Origin of the sequence: Candidatus Karelsulcia muelleri PSPU, assembly GCF_000829155.1 — a bacterium.
Classification (GTDB): Bacteria; Bacteroidota; Bacteroidia; order Flavobacteriales; family Blattabacteriaceae; genus Karelsulcia; species Karelsulcia muelleri_A.
In genome coordinates, this window is record NZ_AP013293.1 from 168572 (window position 1) to 189380 (window position 20809).

The window sequence follows — 20809 nt, forward strand, 5'->3', positions numbered from 1 at the left end:
AAATATTAATTTTATATTAATTCATAATATACAATTCCAGTTTTATTAATAGAAGAAGTATATATTTTATATTTTAATTCTAATTTAGAATAAATTTTTTTCATCACATTAGTTACTAATTCTGCTTTTTTTTTCCCATTACTTAACATAAAGACAGAAGGTCCAGAACCAGAAATTCCTCCTCCTAATGCACCTATTGATTTACAATTTATTTTTAATTCATTAAAAGCTGGTATTAATATAGCACGTATAGGTTCTATAATAACATCTTCTAATGATCTACTTATAATATCATAATCTTCTTTATATAATCCTGCTATTAAAGCACCTAAATTCCCCCATTGTTTTATAGCATCGTTCATTAATATTTTATGTTTTAATATTTTTCTTGCATCAGATGTTTTTATTTCTATTTCTGGATGTAGAATACTTATCCAAATATTATCTGGTGAACGCAAAGAAATTATATCTAAAGGTTTATAACTTCTAATTAATGTTATTCCTCCAATAATAGCTGGAGCAACATTATCTGCATGAGGAACACCTCCAGCTAATCTTTCACCTTCCATAGCAAATTGAATTAATTCAATTTTATTAAAAGGATTTCCTAATAAATAGTTAGCTCCTACTACAATTCCTGCTGCACTAGCTGCACTAGAACCTATCCCACTTCCAGGTTTAATTTTTTTATATATTTCTATATCAAATCCTATATTTGATTTTTTATATTTATTTAATAAAGCTTGTAATGCAATACTAATTACATTTTTGTTTTTATTTTTAGATAATTTAGCTCCAAAAATTTTTTTTATTTTTATTCCAGGTATATTTGTTATTTTAATTATGATTTCATCATTAGGTATATTTACAGCTAAACCTAAAACATCAAATCCACAAACTATATTTGCTATAGTAGCAGGAGCAATTACTTTGATTATCTTCATTTTAAAATTTACTAGCTTTAATTATATCTGACAATACTCCAGATGCAGTAACTTCTGCACCTGCACCTGCACCTTTTATAATTAATGGTTGTTCACTATATCTATGTGTATTATATAATACCATATTATCTTTTCCTTCAAGGTTAAAAAATGGATGATCAACTCCTATTGATTTTAAACGTACATATGCATTTCCATTTTTATATTTAGCTATAAAACGTAATTTTTGACCTGTTCTTACAGTTTTTTTACGGATTTCATAAAAAAAATTATTATATTTCTCTAATAGATTATAAAAATTATCTATTGAAGTAGATGTTAAACATTCTTCAGGTAAAAAATTTGTTTTATATATATTTTCTAATTCTAGATTAGATCCACATTCACGTGCTAATATCAATATTTTTCTCATTACATCTATTCCGCTAAGATCTATACGTGGATCTGGTTCTGTATATCCATAATTTTGTGCTTCTATTACAACTTTAAAAAAAGTTTTATTATAAACAAATTTATTAAAAATAAAATTTAAACTTCCAGAAAGAACAGCTTCAATTTTATATATTTTATCGCCACTATTTATTAAATCATTAAGTGTACTAATAACAGGTAAACTAGCTCCTACATTAGTTTCAAAATAAAATGGAAAATTCAAATTTCTTGATAATTCTTTAAGTTTTTTATAATATTTATAATTTGATGAACATGCTATTTTATTACATGTAATAACACCTATTCCTTTTTTTAAAATATTTTCATATATCATAGCAATATTACTATTTGCAGTATTATCAACAAAAATACTATTTCTAAGATTAATTTCAGACATTATTTCCATAAATTTATTTAAATCCATATCATAAGACATATTTTCAATATAATATTGATATTTTTTTATAAAAATTCCATCTTTTTTAAAAATCATTTTTTTACTATTTGCTAAACCAATTACTCTTAATTTAATTTTAAATTCTTTATTTAAATATTTTTTTTGTTTATTTATTTGATATAAAAGATTACTTCCAACTTTTCCTAAACCTATTATAAATAAATTGATTTGTTTATTTTGTTTTTCAAAAAATTTTTCATGTAAAATATTTATAGCTTTTTTTAAATCTGTGTTTTTTATAACAACTGAAATATTTTTTTCAGTTGAACCTTGAGAAATAGCTCGTATATTAATACTATTTTTCCCCATAGCACTAAATATTTTTCCACTTGTACCATGCATATTTTTCATATTATCTCCAACAATAGCTATAATACATAAATCTTTTTCTATAGAAAGGGGTTTTATACTTTTATTATATATTTCTCTGTAAAATTCATTATCTATAACTATTTTAGCTTTTAAAACATCTTTATCATGTATACCTACAGCAATAGAATGTTCTGATGAGCTTTGGGTAATTAATACTACATTTATTTTTTTTTCTGAAAGAGTTTTAAAAAGTCTTTTAGAATAACCAGGTATTCCTACCATTACACTACCTTCTAATGTAATTAATGATATTTGTTTCATTACAGAAATTCCAGTTATAGTTTTTTTTTTAATAAAATTTCTATTTTTTAGAGAAGTTCCCTTTTTTTTTTCTAAAAAAATACTTTTAATTTTTAAAGGTATTTGGTTTTCTATAACTGGTTGTAAAGTTGGAGAATATATTATTTTAGCACAAAAATGTGACAATTCCATGGCCTCTTCATATGAGATCTTTTTTAGAGTATAAGCTTGTGATACTAATTTTGGATCAGCTGTCATTATACCATTTACATTTGTCCATATTTCTAATAAATTTGCTTTTAAAGCTGAAGCAATAATACATGCTATATAGTCTGCCCCCCCTAATGTAGAAGTTTTTACTTCTGATGAAAAAGCTATAAAACCTGGCAATATAATAAATTTTGATTTTTCTTTTTTAAAAAAATCAATTATTTTATAATTACTTTTTTTAAAATCTATATTTGCACATTCAAATTCATAATCTGTTAAAATTAATTCTCTACTATCTTTCAATTTTACTTTTAAATTAAATTCTTTAATTTTTTCTGCTATTAAATAAGACAAATTTATAACTCCAAAATTCATTATATTATATAATGAATATTTTGATAATTCTTCTACTTGAAAAATTCCATTACAGAAATTTTCTAAAACATTTAAATTTTTTTTTAAATTACTAATTATATAACTTTTTTTAGTTATTGTAAATAATTCATATATTATAATTATGTGTTTATATTCTATTAATTCTAGAATATGTTTATAATCATTATTTTTTTTAGAAGCTAATTTTCCACATTTTATTAAAATATTTGTAATATTATATAAAGCAGATATAATAATAGCATATTTTACATTATTTTTATTTTTTTTTAAAATATTACATATTTTTTTTAGTGATACACTATCAATTAGTGAACTACTTCCAAACTTTAATACTTTTATAGCATTTGCCATTCTACAACTTTATAGAAAAATACGGTTTTTTATTTCTTCGTGATCACGACAGGATTCGAACCTGTAACATACTGCTTAGAAGGCAGTTGCTCTATCCATTGAGCTACGTGACCTTCGAAGTCGGGATGATAGGATTCGAACCTACGACCTCCTGGTCCCAAACCAGGCGCGATAACCGTACTACGCTACATCCCGTTGCGGAGAGTGTGAGATTTGAACTCACGAAGCAAATAAATTGCTGACAGTTTAGCAAACTGTTCCGTTAACCACTCCGGCAACTCTCCTTATACTATATATAATTTATTCTATTTAATAATTCTTTTTCATAATTGACCCAATTAGTTATATTTTTTTTAGAAACTCCAGATTTTATAGCTGCTTTGGCAACAGCTGGAGCTACATATGTTATTAACCTTTTATCAAAAGGTTTGGGTATAATATAATTTTTACCAAATTCAATTGTTTTTTCATGATAAATAATATTTATATTTTTTGGTACTGGCTCTTTAGCCAGATTAGCTATAGCTTTTATAGCTGCTAATTTCATTTCTTCGTTAATTATAGTAGCCTTTACATCTAAAGCTCCTCTAAAGATATATGGAAATCCTAAAACATTATTAACTTGATTTGGATAATCACTTCTACCAGTAGCTATAATAATATCAGGACGTATTTTTATTGCCATATTATAATCTATTTCTGGCTCTGGATTTGCCAGAGCAAAAACTATTGGATTTTTTGCCATACTAATTATCATTTCTTTCGTTAAAATATTTCCAACAGATAAACCTATAAATATATCTGCATTTTTAATTACCTCATTTAAAGTTTTTAAATCAGTATTAATAGCAAATTCTAATTTTTCTTTATTTATATTTTTTCTTAAAGTATTTATTACTCCATTTCTATCACACATGACAATATTTTCAGGTTTGACTCCTAATTTTTTATAAATTCTTGTGCAGGAAATAGCTGCAGAACCAGCTCCATTAACAACCATTTTTACTTTTTTAATATCTTTATTAACTAATTCTATAGCATTAATTAAAGCCGCACCTGATATAATAGCAGTACCATGTTGATCATCATGCATGATTGGAATATTTAATTCTTTTTTTAAGATATTTTCTATTTCAAAAGCTTCTGGAGCTTTAATATCTTCTAAATTTATTCCACCAAAAGTTGGTGCTATAGATTTAACTATTTTTATAAATTTTTCTACATCTGTTTCATTGATTTCTATATCAAATACATCAATTCCAGAAAATATTTTAAATAAAAGAGCTTTTCCTTCCATTACAGGTTTAGATGCAAGGGGCCCTATATTTCCTAACCCTAATACAGCTGTTCCATTTGTTATAACAGCTACTAAATTTCCCTTATTTGTATATTTATATACTTTTTGGGGATTCTGTGATATTTCTTTGCAAGGTTCTGCTACTCCAGGAGAGTAAGCTAAAGATAAATCTTCTTGAGTTTTATATTTTTTAGTAGGTGAAATTTTTATTTTTCCAGAAGGAAATTTACTATGATAGTCTAAAGCTTTTTTTTTAAATTTATTCATTTTTAATAATTTGTTTTGTCAATAATGAGTATTCAATAGGAGATACATATGGAAGACCTAATCCTAATCCACGAATTAATAATAAAATTCCTATTATTAATGTTAATATTGTTATATTATTTAATAATATATTTTTAATATTAAAATTAATATATTTGCCTATACTAAATGTAGTAAACATCATAGGTACTGTACCTAATCCAAAATAAAACATAAACATTACACCCCAAAAAATATTTCCTATAGAAATAGCTATACTAATAGCTATGTAAACTATACTACATGGTAGAAGTCCATTTAAAATTCCTATAATAAAGAATGATTTTTTTTTAAAAAAAAATATCAAAGATATTATTTTTTTTAAAAAAAAATATATATTATATTTTTTTTTAAAAAAAAATGAACAAATTAGATTTCCCCCTAAAAATAATGATAATTTTTTTTGAAATCCTGCTAATGCAAATTCATACCCTATTATTCCAAATATAAATCCTAATAAAATATAGGATATAATTCTGCCTATTTGATATAGTAAATTTTTTATTAACATTTTTATTTTATTTTCTCTTTCTAGAGAAAAAAAAAACGTAATAGGTCCACACATGCTAAAACAATGAATACTACTAATCAATCCTAATATAAATCCTATAGTAATATAATTTAATTTTTCCATATGAAATTTCTATTTCATAGAAAAAATGTATAATTTATTAATTTTTTTAAATTAATAAAAATTAATTTTGTCACCTTCTGGAGATTTTGGATTATTTGGTTTTTTATTTTTTTTATTTATAAAATAAATATAACTAGATAATTTTTCAATATCATTGCCTTTTATTTCTCCTGAAGCGCCAAAAGCCCTCATAACTTTATTATTTTTACTACCATTCCAGATTATATAAAATATATTTTTTATAAGAGTTTTTTCTGTATGATTTATCCAATAATCATCTGTTAAATTAGGTCCTATATTTCCTCCTCCATCAACATTATGACAAGTTGCACAATTTTCATTAAATAGTTTTTTTCCATCATTTATAAATTTTTTATCAAATTTTACAGTATCTAGATTAGCTTGTGGTTTTTTTTTTTCATATTCTTTTATTTTTTTTAATTGATTTTTATATGCTATTTTATATTCAAATTGTTGATTGGCAAAATTTGTAAATAAAAAAGAAAAAAAATATAATGTAGACATTACTATAGTAATAATAAAAATTTGTTTCCACCATTTAGGAATTTTATTATCTAATTCTAATATTCCATCAAATCCATGATCAATTTTTTTAATTTTTTTACTATAAATAAAATTATTTTTATTTTTATTTTTATTTATAAAATAAATTTTTTCGTTAATAATTATATTATCTATATAATAGCTTAATATTATTATTATTAATAATAATATATATATAATTATTGATAATGGATGTTTTATATAATAAAAATCACCATCTAAAAACACATAAAAAATAAATATTATAATAAAAAATGAATAAAACATTTTTATTAAAGATGGATGTTTAGATAGCATAATTTTTATTGATTTTATAAAGTCAAATTATATTACTTATATATAAATAAGTTTTTTGAGATTTTGTAAAAATAAAAATTAATATAAAAATAAAAATTATAAAATATAATAATAAAATTATAGACTGTATAATATAAAAATTTTTTATTATTAATAAATAATGTTTAAAAAAAAATATCATTTAATTATTTTTTTTTTATATCTTTTCCTAATCTTTGTAAATATGATATTAATGCAATTATTTCTCTATCTTTTAAAGATATAAATTTAGATCCATAATATTTTTTTTGAAAATCTATCTGATTTTTTATCTCAGGAGATTCTTTATATATTTCTTGTTCTAAAAAAGAAGCTTGTCTATCAAGATAATTATATGCATTTTCTATATCTCTTTTAGAATAAGGAACTCCTAGTTTCTTCAGAGAATTCATTTTTAATAATAAATTATTTTTATATAATTTTCTATAAATTAACCATGGATATCTTGGCATAATAGATCCTGGAGAGGTAGATCTTGGGTCAAACATATGTTTAAAATGCCATGAACTAGTATTTTTCCCTCCTTCTCTAGCTAAATCAGGACCAGTACGCTTAGATCCCCATAAAAAAGGGTGATCGTATACAAATTCACCAGCTTTAGAATATTTTCCATAACGGACTACTTCATCACGAAATGGACGTACAATTTGAGAATGACATCCATTACATCCTTCTCTAATATATAAATCTCTACCTTCTAATTCAAGTGGGGAATAAGGTCTAACACTACTTATAGTAGGTATATTTGATTTTATTACTATAGTAGGGATTATTTCTACTAATCCACCAATAGAAACTACTATTAAAGTCAGTATATAAAATATTATTGGTTTGGTTTCTAACCAACTATGAAAATTTTTATTATTATTAATATTCTTATCATTAAAAGTAATTAATTCGCCAGTTTCATCATTAATAAAAACTCCTTGTTTTATTGTTTTATATATATTAAACATCATAAATAGAAATCCTAACATATATAAAAATCCTCCTATAAATCTTATTTTATAAAAAGGAATGATCTTAATTACAGAATCTAAAAAATTTTTATTTAAAAGTGTTCCATCAGGATTAAATTCTTTCCACATTTTTGATTGTACTATTGCACTACAATACATTGGTATAACATATAATAATATCCCTAAAGTACCTAAAAAGAAATGTATATTAGTATATAATTTAGAATAAATTTTAGTATTCCATAATTTTTCTACAAGCCAATAAATTACTCCAAAAGCCATAAATCCATTCCAGCCTAAAGTTCCTATATGAACATGTGCAACTATCCAATCAGTAAAATGAGCTATAGAATTTAATTTTTGAGTAGCAAGTATAGGACCTTCAAATGTAGCAATTCCATAACAAGTAAGAGATAAAACAAAAAATTTTAAAATTGGATTTTTATAAGAACCTCTTAATGTTAATAAACCATTTAACATTCCCCCCCATGAAGGAGCAATTAACATAATTGAAAATATAGTTCCTAACATTTGAGCCCATGCAGGGAGAGCAGTGTAAATTAAATGATGTGGACCTGCCCAGATATATATAAAGATTAATGACCAAAAATGTATAATTGATAATTTATATGAAAAAATTGGTTTTTCTGAAGCTTTAGGAACGAAATAATACATTAAACCTAATATTGGTGTAGTTAAAATAAATGCTACAGCATTATGACCATACCACCATTGTACTAAAGCATCTTGAACTCCAGCATAAATAGAATAACTTTTAAAAGATGATAAAGATATAGGTAATTCTATATTATTAAATATATGAAGTATACATACACTTACCCAGGTTCCAATAAAAAACCAAATAGATACATATATATGTTTAATCCTTCTTTTAAGGATTGTACCTATAATATTTATTCCATAAATAATCCAGACAATACAGATTATTATATCTAATGGCCATTCATGTTCTGAATATTCTTTACTAGTATTTATTCCGAATAAAAATGTAATCCAAGATAACATAATAAATATTTGCCATCCCCAAAAGTTTATCCAACTTAATATATCACTATACATTCTTGATTTTAATAAACGTTGTAAAGAATAATAAGAACCGGTAAAAATTATATTTCCTATAAATGCAAATATAACTGTTGTCGTATGTATCATTCTTAAACGACCAAAACCCATGACCCCATTATAATATTTTAGACTATGTCCAAATATTATTTCTGGTAAATTTGGATAAAATAGCATTAAAGAAATAATAACCCCTATTAAAAAACCTGTAAAAGCCCAAAATATTGTAGCATATAAAAAGGCTTTTACAATTTTATTATCATAATAAAATTTTTCTATTTTCATATATTTTATATTATTTAATTCTCAATTAACATTCTTATAGAAGACGATTCATAATCATAAAATTGATTATTATTTGCAATAATAATAAATATTATTAGAAATATCATACTTATAATTATACTTGTTAATATCATTAATATGAATATATCCATTTTATATTATATGGAGTTTATAAGCAGTTATCCAAGTAGATAATATAGAAAATATTATAACTGATATAAAACTTAAAGGCATTAATATAGCAGATATAATTGGGGTTAAATGTCCAGTTATAGCAAATAATAATCCAATTAGATTATATATAATACTTATTATCAAACTTATTAATACTAATTTAGAGCTAATATTAGTATATTTTAAAAATCTTGGTATTTCTTCAAAAGAACTAGCATCCATTATTATATCACAATTTTGACAAAAACTATTATTATTTGATATTACTATTCCTACATCACTTTGTTTTAAAGCTAAAGAATCATTAATTCCATCTCCAAACATTAGAATTTTTTCTCCAATTTTTTGTAAATTTTTTATCTTATTCAATTTATCCATTGGACTTTGAAAAAAGAATAATTTACTTTTATAAGGTAATAAAGATTTTAAATATTTTTTTTCTTTATCATTATCTCCTGACATTATTAATATTTTATATTTATTACCTATATTTTTTAATATTAATTGTAATTTATTACGATAATAATTTTTAATTAAAAAGTACCCTATTTTTTTTTTTTCAAAAGAAATAAATACTTTAGTATCTTTTTTTTTATTTATCAATTTGTACCTTGAAATATAAGAATATTTTCCTGCTTTTATTTCTATACCATTTACTAATCCTTTTATTCCTTTACCAGGATTTTCTTCAAAGTAAGTAACAGGAATTATTTCATGTGATTTTATATATGAAAATTTATTATATATAATTTTACATAAAGGATGATTTGAGTTTTTTAATAATGAAATTATTTTTATTTTTTTATCATTATCAAGTTTTTGACCAAAATATTTAATATTTGATTTATCAATTTCAGTTATAGTTCCTGTCTTATCAAAAATTATATATGTTATTTTAGAAATACGTTCTATAATAGATATATCTCTTATATAGAATCCTTTTTTACCTAAAATATGTATAACATTACCAAATATAAAAGGAGTAGATAAAGCTAATCCACATGGACAAGCAACTATTAATATTGAAGATATTATTTCAAAAACTCTATTTATATTTTTATAATACCAAATTATTCCGGAAATAAGAGATATTATTAATATTAATATAGTAAAATATTTGCTAACTAAATTTAATCTAATATTAATAGTTTTTTTTTTATTCCTAAAAGCTTCATTAATCCATAAATTATTAAGATAACTTTTATTTACATTTTTTATTATTTTTAGTTTAATCATTCCTCCCTTTTGTTTAGCTCCAGCATAAATATAATCACCTAATTTTTTTTCTTTTATATTAGATTCTCCTGTTATAAAACTATTATCTATCATTGCTAATCCATCCATCAAGATGGAATCTGCTGGTATAATTTCGTTATTTTTTATGATTATATCATCACCTTTTTTTAAATTAGAAATAAGAATAGTTTCTTCTAAATTATTTATTAATCTTGTAACATAAATAGGATAATAATATTTATAATTATTTTCAAATGATAAATATTTATAAGTTTTTAATTGTAAATATTTTCCTAAAAGAATAAAAAAAACTAATCCAGAAAGACTATCAAAATACCCACTACCTATATTATATATTATTTCATATATACTTCTAAAGTATAATACTAAAATTCCTATAGAAATGGGAATATCTATATTTAGATATTTATGTTTTAAACATAAAAAAGCAGATTGAAAATAATCTATAGATGAAAAGGAGATTATAGGTATAGAAAGAATAAATTTTATTAATTTGAAAAAAATCTTGTTTTTTATAAACCATTCATCATTATTAGATCCTAAATATTCAGGAAATGATAAAAGCATTATGTTTCCAAAACAAAAAAAAGAAATAACTATTTTATATAATAAATAATTATTATTATTTATTTTTTTATTATTTATATCACCATAAGTAATGGATGGTTTATACCCAATTTTAGTAAGAAGTTTAGCTAAATCACTAAGTTTATAGAATGAATTTTTATATGTTATATTAACATTTTTTTTAGTAAAATTTACTGTAGATTTTAGAATTTTGTTTTCTATTTTGTTTAGATTTTCTAATAACCATATACAAGAACTACAATGAATTGATGGAATCTTAAATTTTACAATTGTAATATTATTATCATAATAATATACTATATTTTTATATATATTTTCCGTATCTAAATAATAAAAATTATTTGTTTTTTCAGGAGAAATTCCTGGATTTTTATTTAATTCATAAAATTTAAATAAATTATATTTATTAAATATTTTATAAATTGTTAAACATCCATAACAACAAAAAAAAAAATTATTAATACATATTTTATTAGTAATACATGTTTTACCACAATGGTAACATTTATTAGATAACATTATCTAATTTTGTCTTAGACATTAAAATAGTCATTTAAATAAAAAATATTTTTATAATATAATTATTTGATAGATTAATATCAATAATTGTATTTTAAACACATATTATTAGATATATCTATAACATTAATTAAAAGATCTTATTATTTCATAAATAGTTTATTTAAAATATTATATTAATTAAAAACGATTTTATACATCTAATTTTTAATAGTATTCTATTACCCACCCCAAATTAGGACACATCTTAGTAAGTCTAGGTCATAAATATTTAGCTAATTGTATTTGTGTTTTAGCTCTTTTTTAAAAAATATCCAATATAATTTGGGTACGATAAAAAACTTTAGTTTTTATTATCCATCCTTTATAATAAGGATCTTTATTAATTTTTTTAGTTCCTAATTTATATTGTGCAATATAAGTTCTAAAATTATTTTTATACATTCATGATCTTTAGTAAATTTTTATTTAAATCTAAATAAAATTTTTATTGGAATACCTGTAAAATTAAATTTTTCTCTTATCTTATTTTCTATAAATCTTTTATATGTTTCTTTTATAAAATTTGGATAATTAGTAAAAAAAATAAATTGAGGATTATATGTTGGAATTTGGCTACAATATTTTATTTTAATATATTTTCCATTTATTGATGGGGGAGTATTTTTATATAAAATAGGTAATATAATTTTGTTAAGTAAACTTGTTTTTATTTTTAATTTTAAATTAAATGAAATTTTCACTGCAGTTTTTATAGATTTAATTATATTTTTTTTTGTAAAAGATGAAGTAAAAAATATAGGTACATCATTAAAAGGAGTTATTTTTTTTTTTATTTCTTTTTCATAATTAATTGATAAATTATTTTCATTTTTTTTAATTAAATCCCATTTATTTATTAAAATAACTATTCCTTTATTATTATTCTCAATAATTTTAAATATATTCAGATCTTGAGATTCAAAACCAGATTTAATATCTATTATTAGTAGACATACATCTGAATTTTGTATAGATTTAATGGCTCTCATTACAGAATAAAATTCTATATTTTCTTTTATTTTTTTTTTTTTTCTAATACCAGCAGTATCTACTAATATACATTCAATTCCAAATTTTTGATATAAAACATCTATACTATCTCTTGTTGTTCCAGAAATGTTTGTAACAATATTTTGATTTTTATTTAACAATGTATTTATTAAAGTTGATTTTCCTACATTAGGACGTCCTACTATAGCTATTCTAGGAAATTTTTTTTTATTTTTATTTAAATAATTTTTTCTAAATATAGAGACAATTGAATCTAATAACTCTCCTGTTCCAGTTCCATTAATAGATGATATACAATATGTATTTGAAATACCAAGTTTTAAAAAATTTGAAGTATTATCTCTATTTTTAGAGATATCTATTTTATTTATTACTAAATAAATAATTTTTTTTAATTTTAGTAGAATTTTTGATATATCGTAATCAATACCTAAAATATCATTGCTGGGATCTACTAAAAAAAGTATAATATCTGATTCTTCTAATGCAAAAAAAAATTGTTCACATATTTTTTTTTCAAAAATATTTTCTGATTTATTTGTATATCCTCCTGTATCTATTAAACAAAATTCTATTCCATTCCAATTGCAAAAACCATAATTTCGATCTCTAGTTACGCAACTTTTATAATTAACTATAGATTTTCTATATCCTATTAAACGATTAAAAAGTGTAGATTTTCCAACATTAGAACGTCCTACTATAGAAACTATTTTATTCATAACATATTAAATTTATATCTCCATAAGCATAATTTATCATACTAACTGTAGACCAAATTCTACATGAGTTTTTAACAAAGTTAAAGATAATAAATCAGCAGCAACTATTAATCCTATATTTTAGCTAAATAATAATATCTTCTTCCTGAAGAACTTTTAAATTTAAGAATTATAAAATATTTGTTTTTTATAATACATGTTTATATGCATTGTAAGAAGATCTTATTAATGGACCACTTTCTACATATAGAAAACCCATATCTAATGCAAGATTTTTATATTTTTTAAATAAATAAGGGTGAATAAAATTTTTTACAGGTAAATGTTTAATAGAAGGAGATAAATATTGGCCTATAGTAATGATATCAATTTTAGCATTTATACTATCTTTTAAAGTCTGTATAACTTCTTCTTCAGTTTCACCTAATCCTAACATTAGACCAGTTTTTGTTCTTATATTACTTTTAATTTTTATATATTTTAATACATTAATACTACGATCATACTTAGCTTGAACACGTACTTTTTTAGTTAATCTACGTACAGTTTCTATATTATGTGATATCACCTCTGGTTTTTCATTTATAATAATATTTATTAAATCTTCTCTTCCTTTAAAATCAGGAATTAATGTTTCTAATGTAATTTTATAATTTATATTTCTTATAGCCTTTATTGTTTTTCCCCATATAATGGCTCCCATATCTTTTAAATCATCTCTATCTACTGATGTAATTACTGCATGTTTAATTCTCATAATTTTTATAGAATGAGCAACTTTTTTTGGTTCCTCAAAATAAATTTTTTTTGGTTTACCTGTTTTTACTCCACAAAATTTACATGATCTTGTACATATATTTCCTAATATCATAAAAGTAGCTACTCCTTTTCCCCAACATTCAGCTATATTAGGACAACTACCACTTTTGCAAATAGTATTTAAATTCTTATCATTTGATAATTTAAGTATTTTATTATATTTTTTCCCTATTGGGAATTTAACACGTAACCATTTAGGTTTATAAAAATATATTTTCATTTTTTTTTAAAAATCGTAAATAAAATTATTTAGATTTTTTATAATCACTTACAGTCAGTTTTTTTCTTTTTTTATATTTTCTTCTTTTTAATAATTTACGTCCATTTTTACTATTCATTCTTTTTATAAAACCATGATTATTTATTTTTTTTCTATTAGAAGGTTGATAAGTTCTTTTCATTATAAAAATAAATGAATTTTTTTATTTAAAAATAAATTTAAAAATATAATAACTAAAATAAATGATTATATCTACATCAAATATAAAAAAAGGTTTATGTATTATTTTTAATAATGAAATATATAAAATTATAGAATTTCTTCATGTTAAACCTGGTAAGGGGCCTGCTTTTATAAGAACTAAATTAAAAAATTTTATTACAGGACGTATAATAGAAAATAATTTTATTTCAGGTCATAAAATAAAAGAAATTAATTTAGAATATAAAATATATATATTTTTATATAAAAATAAAATTAATTACTATTTTATGAATATCAAAGATTATAATCAAATATCAATAGAAAAAAAATATATAAAAAAATACAAATTTTTAAAATCTGGACAAGAAGTAATTATTATTTATAAAGAAAATAATAAAACGCCATTTTATGTTAAAATTCCTTCAAAAGTAATTTTAAAAGTAATTGATACAGAAATTGCTTTAAAAGGAGATACAGTAACAAATACCAATAAATATGTAAAGCTTGAAACAGGCTTGATTATACAAGTTCCACTTTTTATAAATATAGGTGATAATATAAAAATTAATACTGAAAATTCAATGTATATAGAAAGAATAAAATAATTATGAGTATATTAGTTAATAAATTTTCTAAAATTATAGTACAAGGCTTTACAGGAAAAGAAGGATCATTTCATTCTAATAAAATGATTTCTTATGGAACTCCTATAATTGGAGGGGTAACTCCAGGAAAAGGAGGAAAAAAACATTTAGGAAAACCTGTATTTAATACAGTAGAAGAAGCTGTAAAAAAATTAAATGCTAATGTTAGTATAATATTTGTTCCACCTATGTTTGCATATGATGCAATTATTGAATCAATAGATTCAGGTATAAAAATAATAGTATGTATAACTGAAGGTATACCTATTTCAGATATGTTAAAAATAAAAAATTATATTAATTTTAAAAAAAAATGTTTATTAATAGGACCAAATTGTCCTGGAATAATAACACCTAATGAGGCTAAAGTAGGAATAATGCCTGGATTTATTTTTAAAAAAGGAAGAGTCGGAATTGTTTCTAAATCAGGTACTCTTACATACGAAGCAGCCGATCAAATTGTAAAATCAGGATATGGAATATCTACAGCTGTAGGAATAGGAGGAGATCCTATTATAGGAACTACAATGAAATATATTATATCAGAATTTTTTAATGATTCTGAAACAGATATCATCGTTATGATAGGAGAAATAGGAGGAAAATTAGAAATAGATGCTGCAAAATGGATAAAAAATAAAAAAAATAAAAAACCAGTTTTATGTTTTATTGCAGGACAGACAGCTCCAAAAGGAAGAACTATGGGACATGCGGGAGCAATAATAGGCAATAAAAATGATACGGCTATTTATAAAATAAATATTTTAAAAAATTGTGGAATACATATAGTAAAATATCATTCACAAATAGGAAATGCAGTATTTAATTATTTTAATAATTGTTAAAAAATTTATAAAGAACGGGGGGTAATAAAATGTATAAAATATCCAATCTTATCTGATATAAATCAAATACAACTATTTATTTGGAGTTACCATTAGTAATGAATGTTAATTCAGCTATTCGTATGGTAGATGCACTTAAATATTCTTAATAACTTTTTATAAGTAGGCCCATCTAATTTTATTATTTAATTTTTTATCAATTACAATTGTAATTGATAAAATCAAAATTAAAATTTTAGATTTATCATATAATGATAAAAATTTATTTGATGATATTATAGCAATCATATTATTATATATATGTATTAATATACATATATTTATCGAGAAAGTAGTTACATAACTAACTCCAATAATATTTCCTATAAAAAATCCACTTATAAATTGTAATATATTCATATGAATAAATCCAAATAATAATGAAGAAAATAAAATGGCTTTTATAGGATCTTCATTATTATATAATATATTTAATATTATTCCTCTGAATAATATTTCTTCAAAAAATGGGGCTAATAGTGTTATTGTAGGTATAAATATATATGGATATTTATATGTTTTTATATCTAAATTTTTTATATCTTTCAAAGATTGTTTTGAAACAAAAAATTTATTTAATCCACAAAAATAATTATTAAATAATATTATAAAAATTATAAAAATAAAAAAAAAATAATAATTTATTTTTTTATTTTTTTTTTTTAAAAATATAATTTTTTTATTATTTTTATTATTTTTAATATATATATATATTAATATATATGGAAATATATAAAGTGTATAAAATAAAGTATATTTATTTATATTTAAAATATAAAAATAGTTTTTTAAAATTAAAGTTAAAATTTTAAAAATTATAAATTTTAAAATTATTTCTATTGAATATTTGTAACTGAATTTTGAGTTCAGCACGTATATAATTTTTGTCATCCATGTTTAATAAAGTGCGGGTAAAGGGACTTGAACCCCCATATCTGTAAAGATACTAGATCCTAAGTCTAGCGTGTATACCAATTCCACCATACCCGCATGTTTTTTTTTACGTTTATAGCTATTTTTTTTTATGTCTATTTTTTCTACTTTTTTTTTTACGTTTATGTGTAGCTATTTTTTTTTTTTTTCTTTTTTTTCCGTTTGGCATATTTTAATTAAATTTTAAATTAACTGATATACTTTATTCATTATATCAGATATTGTAAAAGGAATTCCTTTTATTTTATTTAAAGCAATTGGATCTATTAAAAAATTATTTCGTATAATATTAATTAATTGACCATTATTTATTTCGGGAATAAGAATTTTTTCAAAATTATATATTATTTCTTTAATTCCATTAGGAAATGGATAGAGATATTCTAAATGCATACTAGATACAGAATATCCTTTTATAATCAGTTTTTTAACTGCTTCTGTTATACAACCATAAGTAGATCCCCAACTTAATATTAGTAATTTTCCTTTTTTTTTACCTATATTAATTTTTTGAATAGGTAAATATTTTTTTATTTTATTTATTTTATTTTGACGATATTTTATCATCAATTCATGATTATCTTTATCAGTAGATACATTTCCTGTTAAATGTTTTTTTTCTAATCCTCCTATTATATTTTCAAAGCCTATATTACCTGGTTTAACCCAATATCTTACTCCATTTTTATTTCTTTCATATGGAAAATATATAATATTTTTATTATAATTAATTTTAATTTTATTTAATTTTTTTTCTTTAGGAATTTTCCATGTTTCATAGCAATTTGCTATATATCCATCACTAAGGATTATAACTGGAGTCATATATTCTATAGCAATTTTACAAGCAATAAAAGATATATAAAAACAATTAGAAGGAGATTTAGAAGCCAGTATTGGAATAGGACATTCTCCATGTCTTCCATAAAAAGCTTGCAATAAATCGGATTGTTCTGTTTTAGTTGGTAATCCTGTAGAAGGCCCAGCACGTTGAACATTTATAACTACTAATGGTAGTTCTAACATAAAACATAAACCTAATCCTTCTTGTTTAAGTGACATTCCAGGGCCTGAAGTTCCAGTCATACCTAAATGACCTGAATAAGATGCTCCTATTGATGAAGTAATAGCAGATATTTCATCTTCAGCTTGAAATGTTTTTATTCCATTTATTTTAATATTAGATAAATAACTAAATATTTCTGAAGCTGGAGTAATAGGATATCCTGAATAAAACATTTTTATATTTGCTTTTTTACAAGCTGCAATTAATCCTAATGAAATACCTTCGTTTCCATTTATATTTATATAATTTTTTAATTTTAAATTAGAAATTAATTTTAATTTTTTTTCTTTTAAAAAAAAGTTTTTTTTACCAAAAAAAAATCCAGCTTTTAATAAAATTAAATTTATTTTAATTTTTTTTTTAAAAAATTTAATTTTTATAAAATTTTTAATTTTATTTATTGATATATTATAAAACCAACATAAAAATCCTAATATAAACATATTATTATTTTTTATGTTTAATTTATTTTTAATTTTTATATTATAAAATATATAATTTTTATTTTTTAAAGGATTTTCTAAATATCCTGCTAATTTTAATTGTTTTTTATTAAATCCAGAAATTTCAGCTATAATTATTCCTCCAATTTTTAATTTATTTAAATATTTTTTTAATGAAAATGCATTCATTACTATGAATACATCATATTTATCTCCTATATATGAGATTTTTTTATGGCTAATATTTATTTTAAATACAGAAATTCCTGATTTAATATTAGTTGAACGTATTTCAGAAGGAAAATCTGAAACAGTACTTATATAATTTCCTAATGAAGTACATATATATGCAAATATTTTTCCAAGAAATTGGATTCCTTCTCCAGAATTTCCAGCAAATAGTATATTTATACTATTCATGTTTATATATTATTTATATATGTAAAATTTATTATTTTTTTAGCTATTTTTAGAAAAATATAATATATTTTTTTTTCATTTTTTAATACAATTGGACATCCAAAATCAGCAGATTTTCTAATACTTTCTATTATTGGAATTTCTCCTAAAAATTTAATATTTAAATATTTTGCCATTTTTTTAACTCCTTCTTCTCCAAAAATATAATATTTTTTATTAGGTGATTCTTTAGGAGAAAAAAATGACATATTTTCTATAATTCCTATTATAGGAACATTAATCTGTTTAAGATTAAACATAGCTATTGATTTTCTAACATCTATTAAAGATATTATTTGAGGAGTACTTACTAAAATAACGCCCGTTATATTTAATTCTTGTATTAGAGAGAGAGTAATATCTCCAGTACCTGGAGGTAAATCTACTATTAAAAAATCTAATTTATCCCAAAAAGATTCATTTATAAATTCTTTTATAGCTTTACTTGCCATTGGTCCACGCCAAACTATAGCTTGATTTAATTCTGAAAAAAAACCTATAGATAAAATTTTTATGCCATATTTAATAATAGGTAGTATTTTTTTACAATTTTCAATCTCTATTATAGATATTTTTTCATTTTCAATATCAAACATTAAAGGTATTGAGGGACCATAAAGATCAGCATCTAATAATCCTACTTTAAATCCAAGATTTGATATTGTTAAAGCTATATTAGCAGCTATAGTTGATTTTCCTACCCCTCCTTTTCCAGAAGCGATTACAATAATATTTTTTATATTATTAATATATTTTTTTTCTTTTATATTTGAAATAATTTTAATTTTAATATTTTTATATATATTTTTATATATACATTTTTTTATTTTTGATTCAATTTTTTTTTTATCATTAATATGATTTAATTCTATTTTAATTAGAATTTTATTATTATTATATATAATAATATCAATTTTATTCTTAATTCCAATTTTTTTTATTAATTTTAAAATTTTATATTTAATTTTATTCATTTTTTTTTATTAAAAGCATTTTTGATTTTTATCATTGTAATATTTGCTATTTTTTGAGCTTCTTCAGCTCCTTTATTTAAAATATAATATATTATATTTTTATTTTTTAAAAAAAATTTATATTTTTTTCTTTCATTTGAAAAACTATATATTATATATTTATATAATTCTATTTTTGCTTTTTCATATCCAAATTCTTTTTCAAAAAGAATTTTTTTTTCAAAATTTAAAATTTCAGCTTTATTAGCTAATAATATATATATATTATATATAATATCATTATTTAATTCCTCATAATAGGATATTTTATTATTATTTGTATGTATATTCATTATTTGTTTTTTTATTTCTTTTTTAGAATAAAAAATATTTATTGTATTCTTTTTAGATTTACTCATTTTAGATCCATCTATCCCTGGTATAGACATTGAATTTTTTTTCATTTTAGCTTCTGGTATTACAAATATTTTTTTAATTTTATTATTAATTTTTTTTGCAATTTTTCTAGTTATTTCAATATGTTGTAATTGATCTTTTCCAACGAAAACTATTTTTGTTTCAAAAAGAAGTATATCTGCTGCCATTAATATGGGATATGTAAAAAGTCCAATATTTCTATTTTTATTAGAATTCTTAATATTTTTAAATGAATGAGATAACTTCAATCTTTTATAAGGGAAAAAACAATTTAAATACCAAAAAAGTTCCGTTATTTGAGGAATATCAGATTGTTTGTATAATATTGCTTTATCTATATTTAATCCACAAGCTAACCATGCAGCGGCTATTTTATATGTATTATCTTTAATATCTTTAATATTTTTTATTTTTGTGAGTGAGTGTAAATCAGCTATTAAAATAAAAACTTTTTCTAATGAATTATTCACTATATCAATAATTGGTAACATTACTCCTAATACATTTCCTATATGTGGAATACCAGTACTTTTAATTCCTGTTAAGATTCTCGACATTATTTTTTAT

18 protein-coding genes and 4 tRNA genes are annotated in these 20809 nt (G+C 21.3%); 2 read left to right on the forward strand and 20 right to left on the reverse strand.

Annotated features, from left to right (window positions below; translation table 11 throughout):
• Positions 1–11: 11 nt before the first annotated feature.
• The 15 genes from SMPSPU_RS00780 to rpmH all read right to left on the reverse strand — a co-directional run bounded on the left by SMPSPU_RS00780 (position 12) and on the right by rpmH (position 14399).
• Positions 12–944 (reverse strand): homoserine kinase, encoded by a 933-nt coding sequence (locus SMPSPU_RS00780; protein ID WP_041093899.1) that lies wholly within the window; start codon positions 942–944, stop codon positions 12–14.
• Between the two features lies 1 nt (position 945).
• The gene (gene thrA, locus SMPSPU_RS00785; protein WP_171815084.1) at positions 946–3402 is read right to left on the reverse strand and encodes a bifunctional aspartate kinase/homoserine dehydrogenase I; all 2457 of its coding nucleotides are present in this window, start codon (positions 3400–3402) and stop codon (positions 946–948) included.
• Positions 3403–3442: 40 nt separating this feature from the next.
• Positions 3443–3515 (reverse strand) — tRNA-Arg (locus SMPSPU_RS00790).
• 7 nt (positions 3516–3522) lie between these two features.
• A tRNA-Pro gene (locus SMPSPU_RS00795) sits at positions 3523–3597 on the reverse strand.
• 3 nt (positions 3598–3600) lie between these two features.
• Positions 3601–3686, reverse strand: a tRNA-Ser gene (locus SMPSPU_RS00800).
• 5 nt (positions 3687–3691) lie between these two features.
• On the reverse strand, positions 3692–4966 hold the full coding sequence (locus SMPSPU_RS00805) for a malic enzyme-like NAD(P)-binding protein (RefSeq protein WP_041093901.1): 1275 nt from the start codon (positions 4964–4966) through the stop codon (positions 3692–3694).
• Positions 4959–5639 (reverse strand): sulfite exporter TauE/SafE family protein, encoded by a 681-nt coding sequence (locus SMPSPU_RS00810; RefSeq protein WP_041093903.1) that lies wholly within the window; start codon positions 5637–5639, stop codon positions 4959–4961. Before SMPSPU_RS00810 ends, SMPSPU_RS00805 begins: the two co-directional genes overlap by 8 nt.
• Before the next feature lie 51 nt (positions 5640–5690).
• Positions 5691–6500 (reverse strand): cbb3-type cytochrome c oxidase N-terminal domain-containing protein, encoded by an 810-nt coding sequence (locus SMPSPU_RS00815; protein ID WP_041093905.1) that lies wholly within the window; start codon positions 6498–6500, stop codon positions 5691–5693.
• A gap of 185 nt (positions 6501–6685) precedes the next feature.
• On the reverse strand, positions 6686–8866 hold the full coding sequence (ccoO, locus tag SMPSPU_RS00820) for a cytochrome-c oxidase, cbb3-type subunit II (RefSeq protein WP_041093907.1): 2181 nt from the start codon (positions 8864–8866) through the stop codon (positions 6686–6688).
• A gap of 14 nt (positions 8867–8880) precedes the next feature.
• On the reverse strand, positions 8881–9000 hold the full coding sequence (gene ccoS / locus SMPSPU_RS01470) for a cbb3-type cytochrome oxidase assembly protein CcoS (RefSeq protein ID WP_231850132.1): 120 nt from the start codon (positions 8998–9000) through the stop codon (positions 8881–8883).
• A 19-nt stretch (positions 9001–9019) separates the two neighbouring features.
• Complete coding sequence (locus tag SMPSPU_RS00825; RefSeq protein ID WP_080774835.1) at positions 9020–11404, reverse strand: heavy metal translocating P-type ATPase; 2385 nt, start codon at positions 11402–11404, stop codon at positions 9020–9022.
• A 303-nt stretch (positions 11405–11707) separates the two neighbouring features.
• The gene (locus SMPSPU_RS01530) at positions 11708–11848 is read right to left on the reverse strand and encodes a hypothetical protein (protein WP_157932398.1); all 141 of its coding nucleotides are present in this window, start codon (positions 11846–11848) and stop codon (positions 11708–11710) included.
• 20 nt (positions 11849–11868) lie between these two features.
• The gene (der, locus tag SMPSPU_RS00830; protein WP_041093909.1) at positions 11869–13179 is read right to left on the reverse strand and encodes a ribosome biogenesis GTPase Der; all 1311 of its coding nucleotides are present in this window, start codon (positions 13177–13179) and stop codon (positions 11869–11871) included.
• Positions 13180–13366: 187 nt separating this feature from the next.
• Positions 13367–14218: a lipoyl synthase gene (lipA, locus tag SMPSPU_RS00835; RefSeq protein WP_041093912.1), complete on the reverse strand. Its 852-nt coding sequence runs from the start codon at positions 14216–14218 to the stop codon at positions 13367–13369.
• 25 nt (positions 14219–14243) lie between these two features.
• The gene (gene rpmH, locus SMPSPU_RS00840; RefSeq protein WP_041093914.1) at positions 14244–14399 is read right to left on the reverse strand and encodes a 50S ribosomal protein L34; all 156 of its coding nucleotides are present in this window, start codon (positions 14397–14399) and stop codon (positions 14244–14246) included.
• A 61-nt stretch (positions 14400–14460) separates the two neighbouring features.
• On the opposite strand from rpmH, the gene efp reads away from it, so the two are divergent.
• Both efp and sucD read left to right on the forward strand, forming a co-directional pair.
• Positions 14461–15027, forward strand: a complete 567-nt coding sequence (efp, locus tag SMPSPU_RS00845) for an elongation factor P (RefSeq protein ID WP_171815085.1) — start codon at positions 14461–14463, stop codon at positions 15025–15027.
• Between the two features lie 2 nt (positions 15028–15029).
• A complete protein-coding gene (gene sucD, locus SMPSPU_RS00850; RefSeq protein ID WP_041093916.1) occupies positions 15030–15911 on the forward strand; it encodes a succinate--CoA ligase subunit alpha in 882 nt (293 codons plus the stop codon).
• Positions 15912–16067: 156 nt separating this feature from the next.
• On the opposite strand, the gene SMPSPU_RS00855 is transcribed toward sucD, so the two are convergent.
• The 5 genes from SMPSPU_RS00855 to trpS all read right to left on the reverse strand — a co-directional run bounded on the left by SMPSPU_RS00855 (position 16068) and on the right by trpS (position 20799).
• Positions 16068–16841, reverse strand: a complete 774-nt coding sequence (locus SMPSPU_RS00855; RefSeq protein ID WP_075050673.1) for a CPBP family intramembrane glutamic endopeptidase — start codon at positions 16839–16841, stop codon at positions 16068–16070.
• A gap of 15 nt (positions 16842–16856) precedes the next feature.
• A tRNA-Leu gene (locus tag SMPSPU_RS00860) sits at positions 16857–16940 on the reverse strand.
• 126 nt (positions 16941–17066) lie between these two features.
• Positions 17067–18812, reverse strand: a complete 1746-nt coding sequence (locus tag SMPSPU_RS00865) for a 2-oxoacid:acceptor oxidoreductase subunit alpha (protein ID WP_041093918.1) — start codon at positions 18810–18812, stop codon at positions 17067–17069.
• A 2-nt stretch (positions 18813–18814) separates the two neighbouring features.
• Positions 18815–19825: an Mrp/NBP35 family ATP-binding protein gene (locus tag SMPSPU_RS00870; protein WP_041093920.1), complete on the reverse strand. Its 1011-nt coding sequence runs from the start codon at positions 19823–19825 to the stop codon at positions 18815–18817.
• Positions 19822–20799, reverse strand: a complete 978-nt coding sequence (gene trpS, locus SMPSPU_RS00875; protein ID WP_041093922.1) for a tryptophan--tRNA ligase — start codon at positions 20797–20799, stop codon at positions 19822–19824. Before trpS ends, SMPSPU_RS00870 begins: the two co-directional genes overlap by 4 nt.
• Positions 20800–20809: the final 10 nt, after the last annotated feature.

Coding starts and splice junctions, on each gene's coding strand:
- SMPSPU_RS00780 (WP_041093899.1), bottom strand. CDS start 944: ATGAAGATAATCAAAGTAATTGCTCCTGCTACTATAGCAAATATAGTT.
- thrA (WP_171815084.1), bottom strand. CDS start 3,402: ATGGCAAATGCTATAAAAGTATTAAAGTTTGGAAGTAGTTCACTAATT.
- SMPSPU_RS00805 (WP_041093901.1), bottom strand. CDS start 4,966: ATGAATAAATTTAAAAAAAAAGCTTTAGACTATCATAGTAAATTTCCT.
- SMPSPU_RS00810 (WP_041093903.1), bottom strand. CDS start 5,639: ATGGAAAAATTAAATTATATTACTATAGGATTTATATTAGGATTGATT.
- SMPSPU_RS00815 (WP_041093905.1), bottom strand. CDS start 6,500: ATGCTATCTAAACATCCATCTTTAATAAAAATGTTTTATTCATTTTTT.
- ccoO (WP_041093907.1), bottom strand. CDS start 8,866: ATGAAAATAGAAAAATTTTATTATGATAATAAAATTGTAAAAGCCTTT.
- ccoS (WP_231850132.1), bottom strand. CDS start 9,000: ATGATATTAACAAGTATAATTATAAGTATGATATTTCTAATAATATTT.
- SMPSPU_RS00825 (WP_080774835.1), bottom strand. CDS start 11,404: ATGTTATCTAATAAATGTTACCATTGTGGTAAAACATGTATTACTAAT.
- SMPSPU_RS01530 (WP_157932398.1), bottom strand. CDS start 11,848: ATGTATAAAAATAATTTTAGAACTTATATTGCACAATATAAATTAGGA.
- der (WP_041093909.1), bottom strand. CDS start 13,179: ATGAATAAAATAGTTTCTATAGTAGGACGTTCTAATGTTGGAAAATCT.
- lipA (WP_041093912.1), bottom strand. CDS start 14,218: ATGAAAATATATTTTTATAAACCTAAATGGTTACGTGTTAAATTCCCA.
- rpmH (WP_041093914.1), bottom strand. CDS start 14,399: ATGAAAAGAACTTATCAACCTTCTAATAGAAAAAAAATAAATAATCAT.
- efp (WP_171815085.1), top strand. CDS start 14,461: ATGATTATATCTACATCAAATATAAAAAAAGGTTTATGTATTATTTTT.
- sucD (WP_041093916.1), top strand. CDS start 15,030: ATGAGTATATTAGTTAATAAATTTTCTAAAATTATAGTACAAGGCTTT.
- SMPSPU_RS00855 (WP_075050673.1), bottom strand. CDS start 16,841: ATGACAAAAATTATATACGTGCTGAACTCAAAATTCAGTTACAAATAT.
- SMPSPU_RS00865 (WP_041093918.1), bottom strand. CDS start 18,812: ATGAATAGTATAAATATACTATTTGCTGGAAATTCTGGAGAAGGAATC.
- SMPSPU_RS00870 (WP_041093920.1), bottom strand. CDS start 19,825: ATGAATAAAATTAAATATAAAATTTTAAAATTAATAAAAAAAATTGGA.
- trpS (WP_041093922.1), bottom strand. CDS start 20,799: ATGTCGAGAATCTTAACAGGAATTAAAAGTACTGGTATTCCACATATA.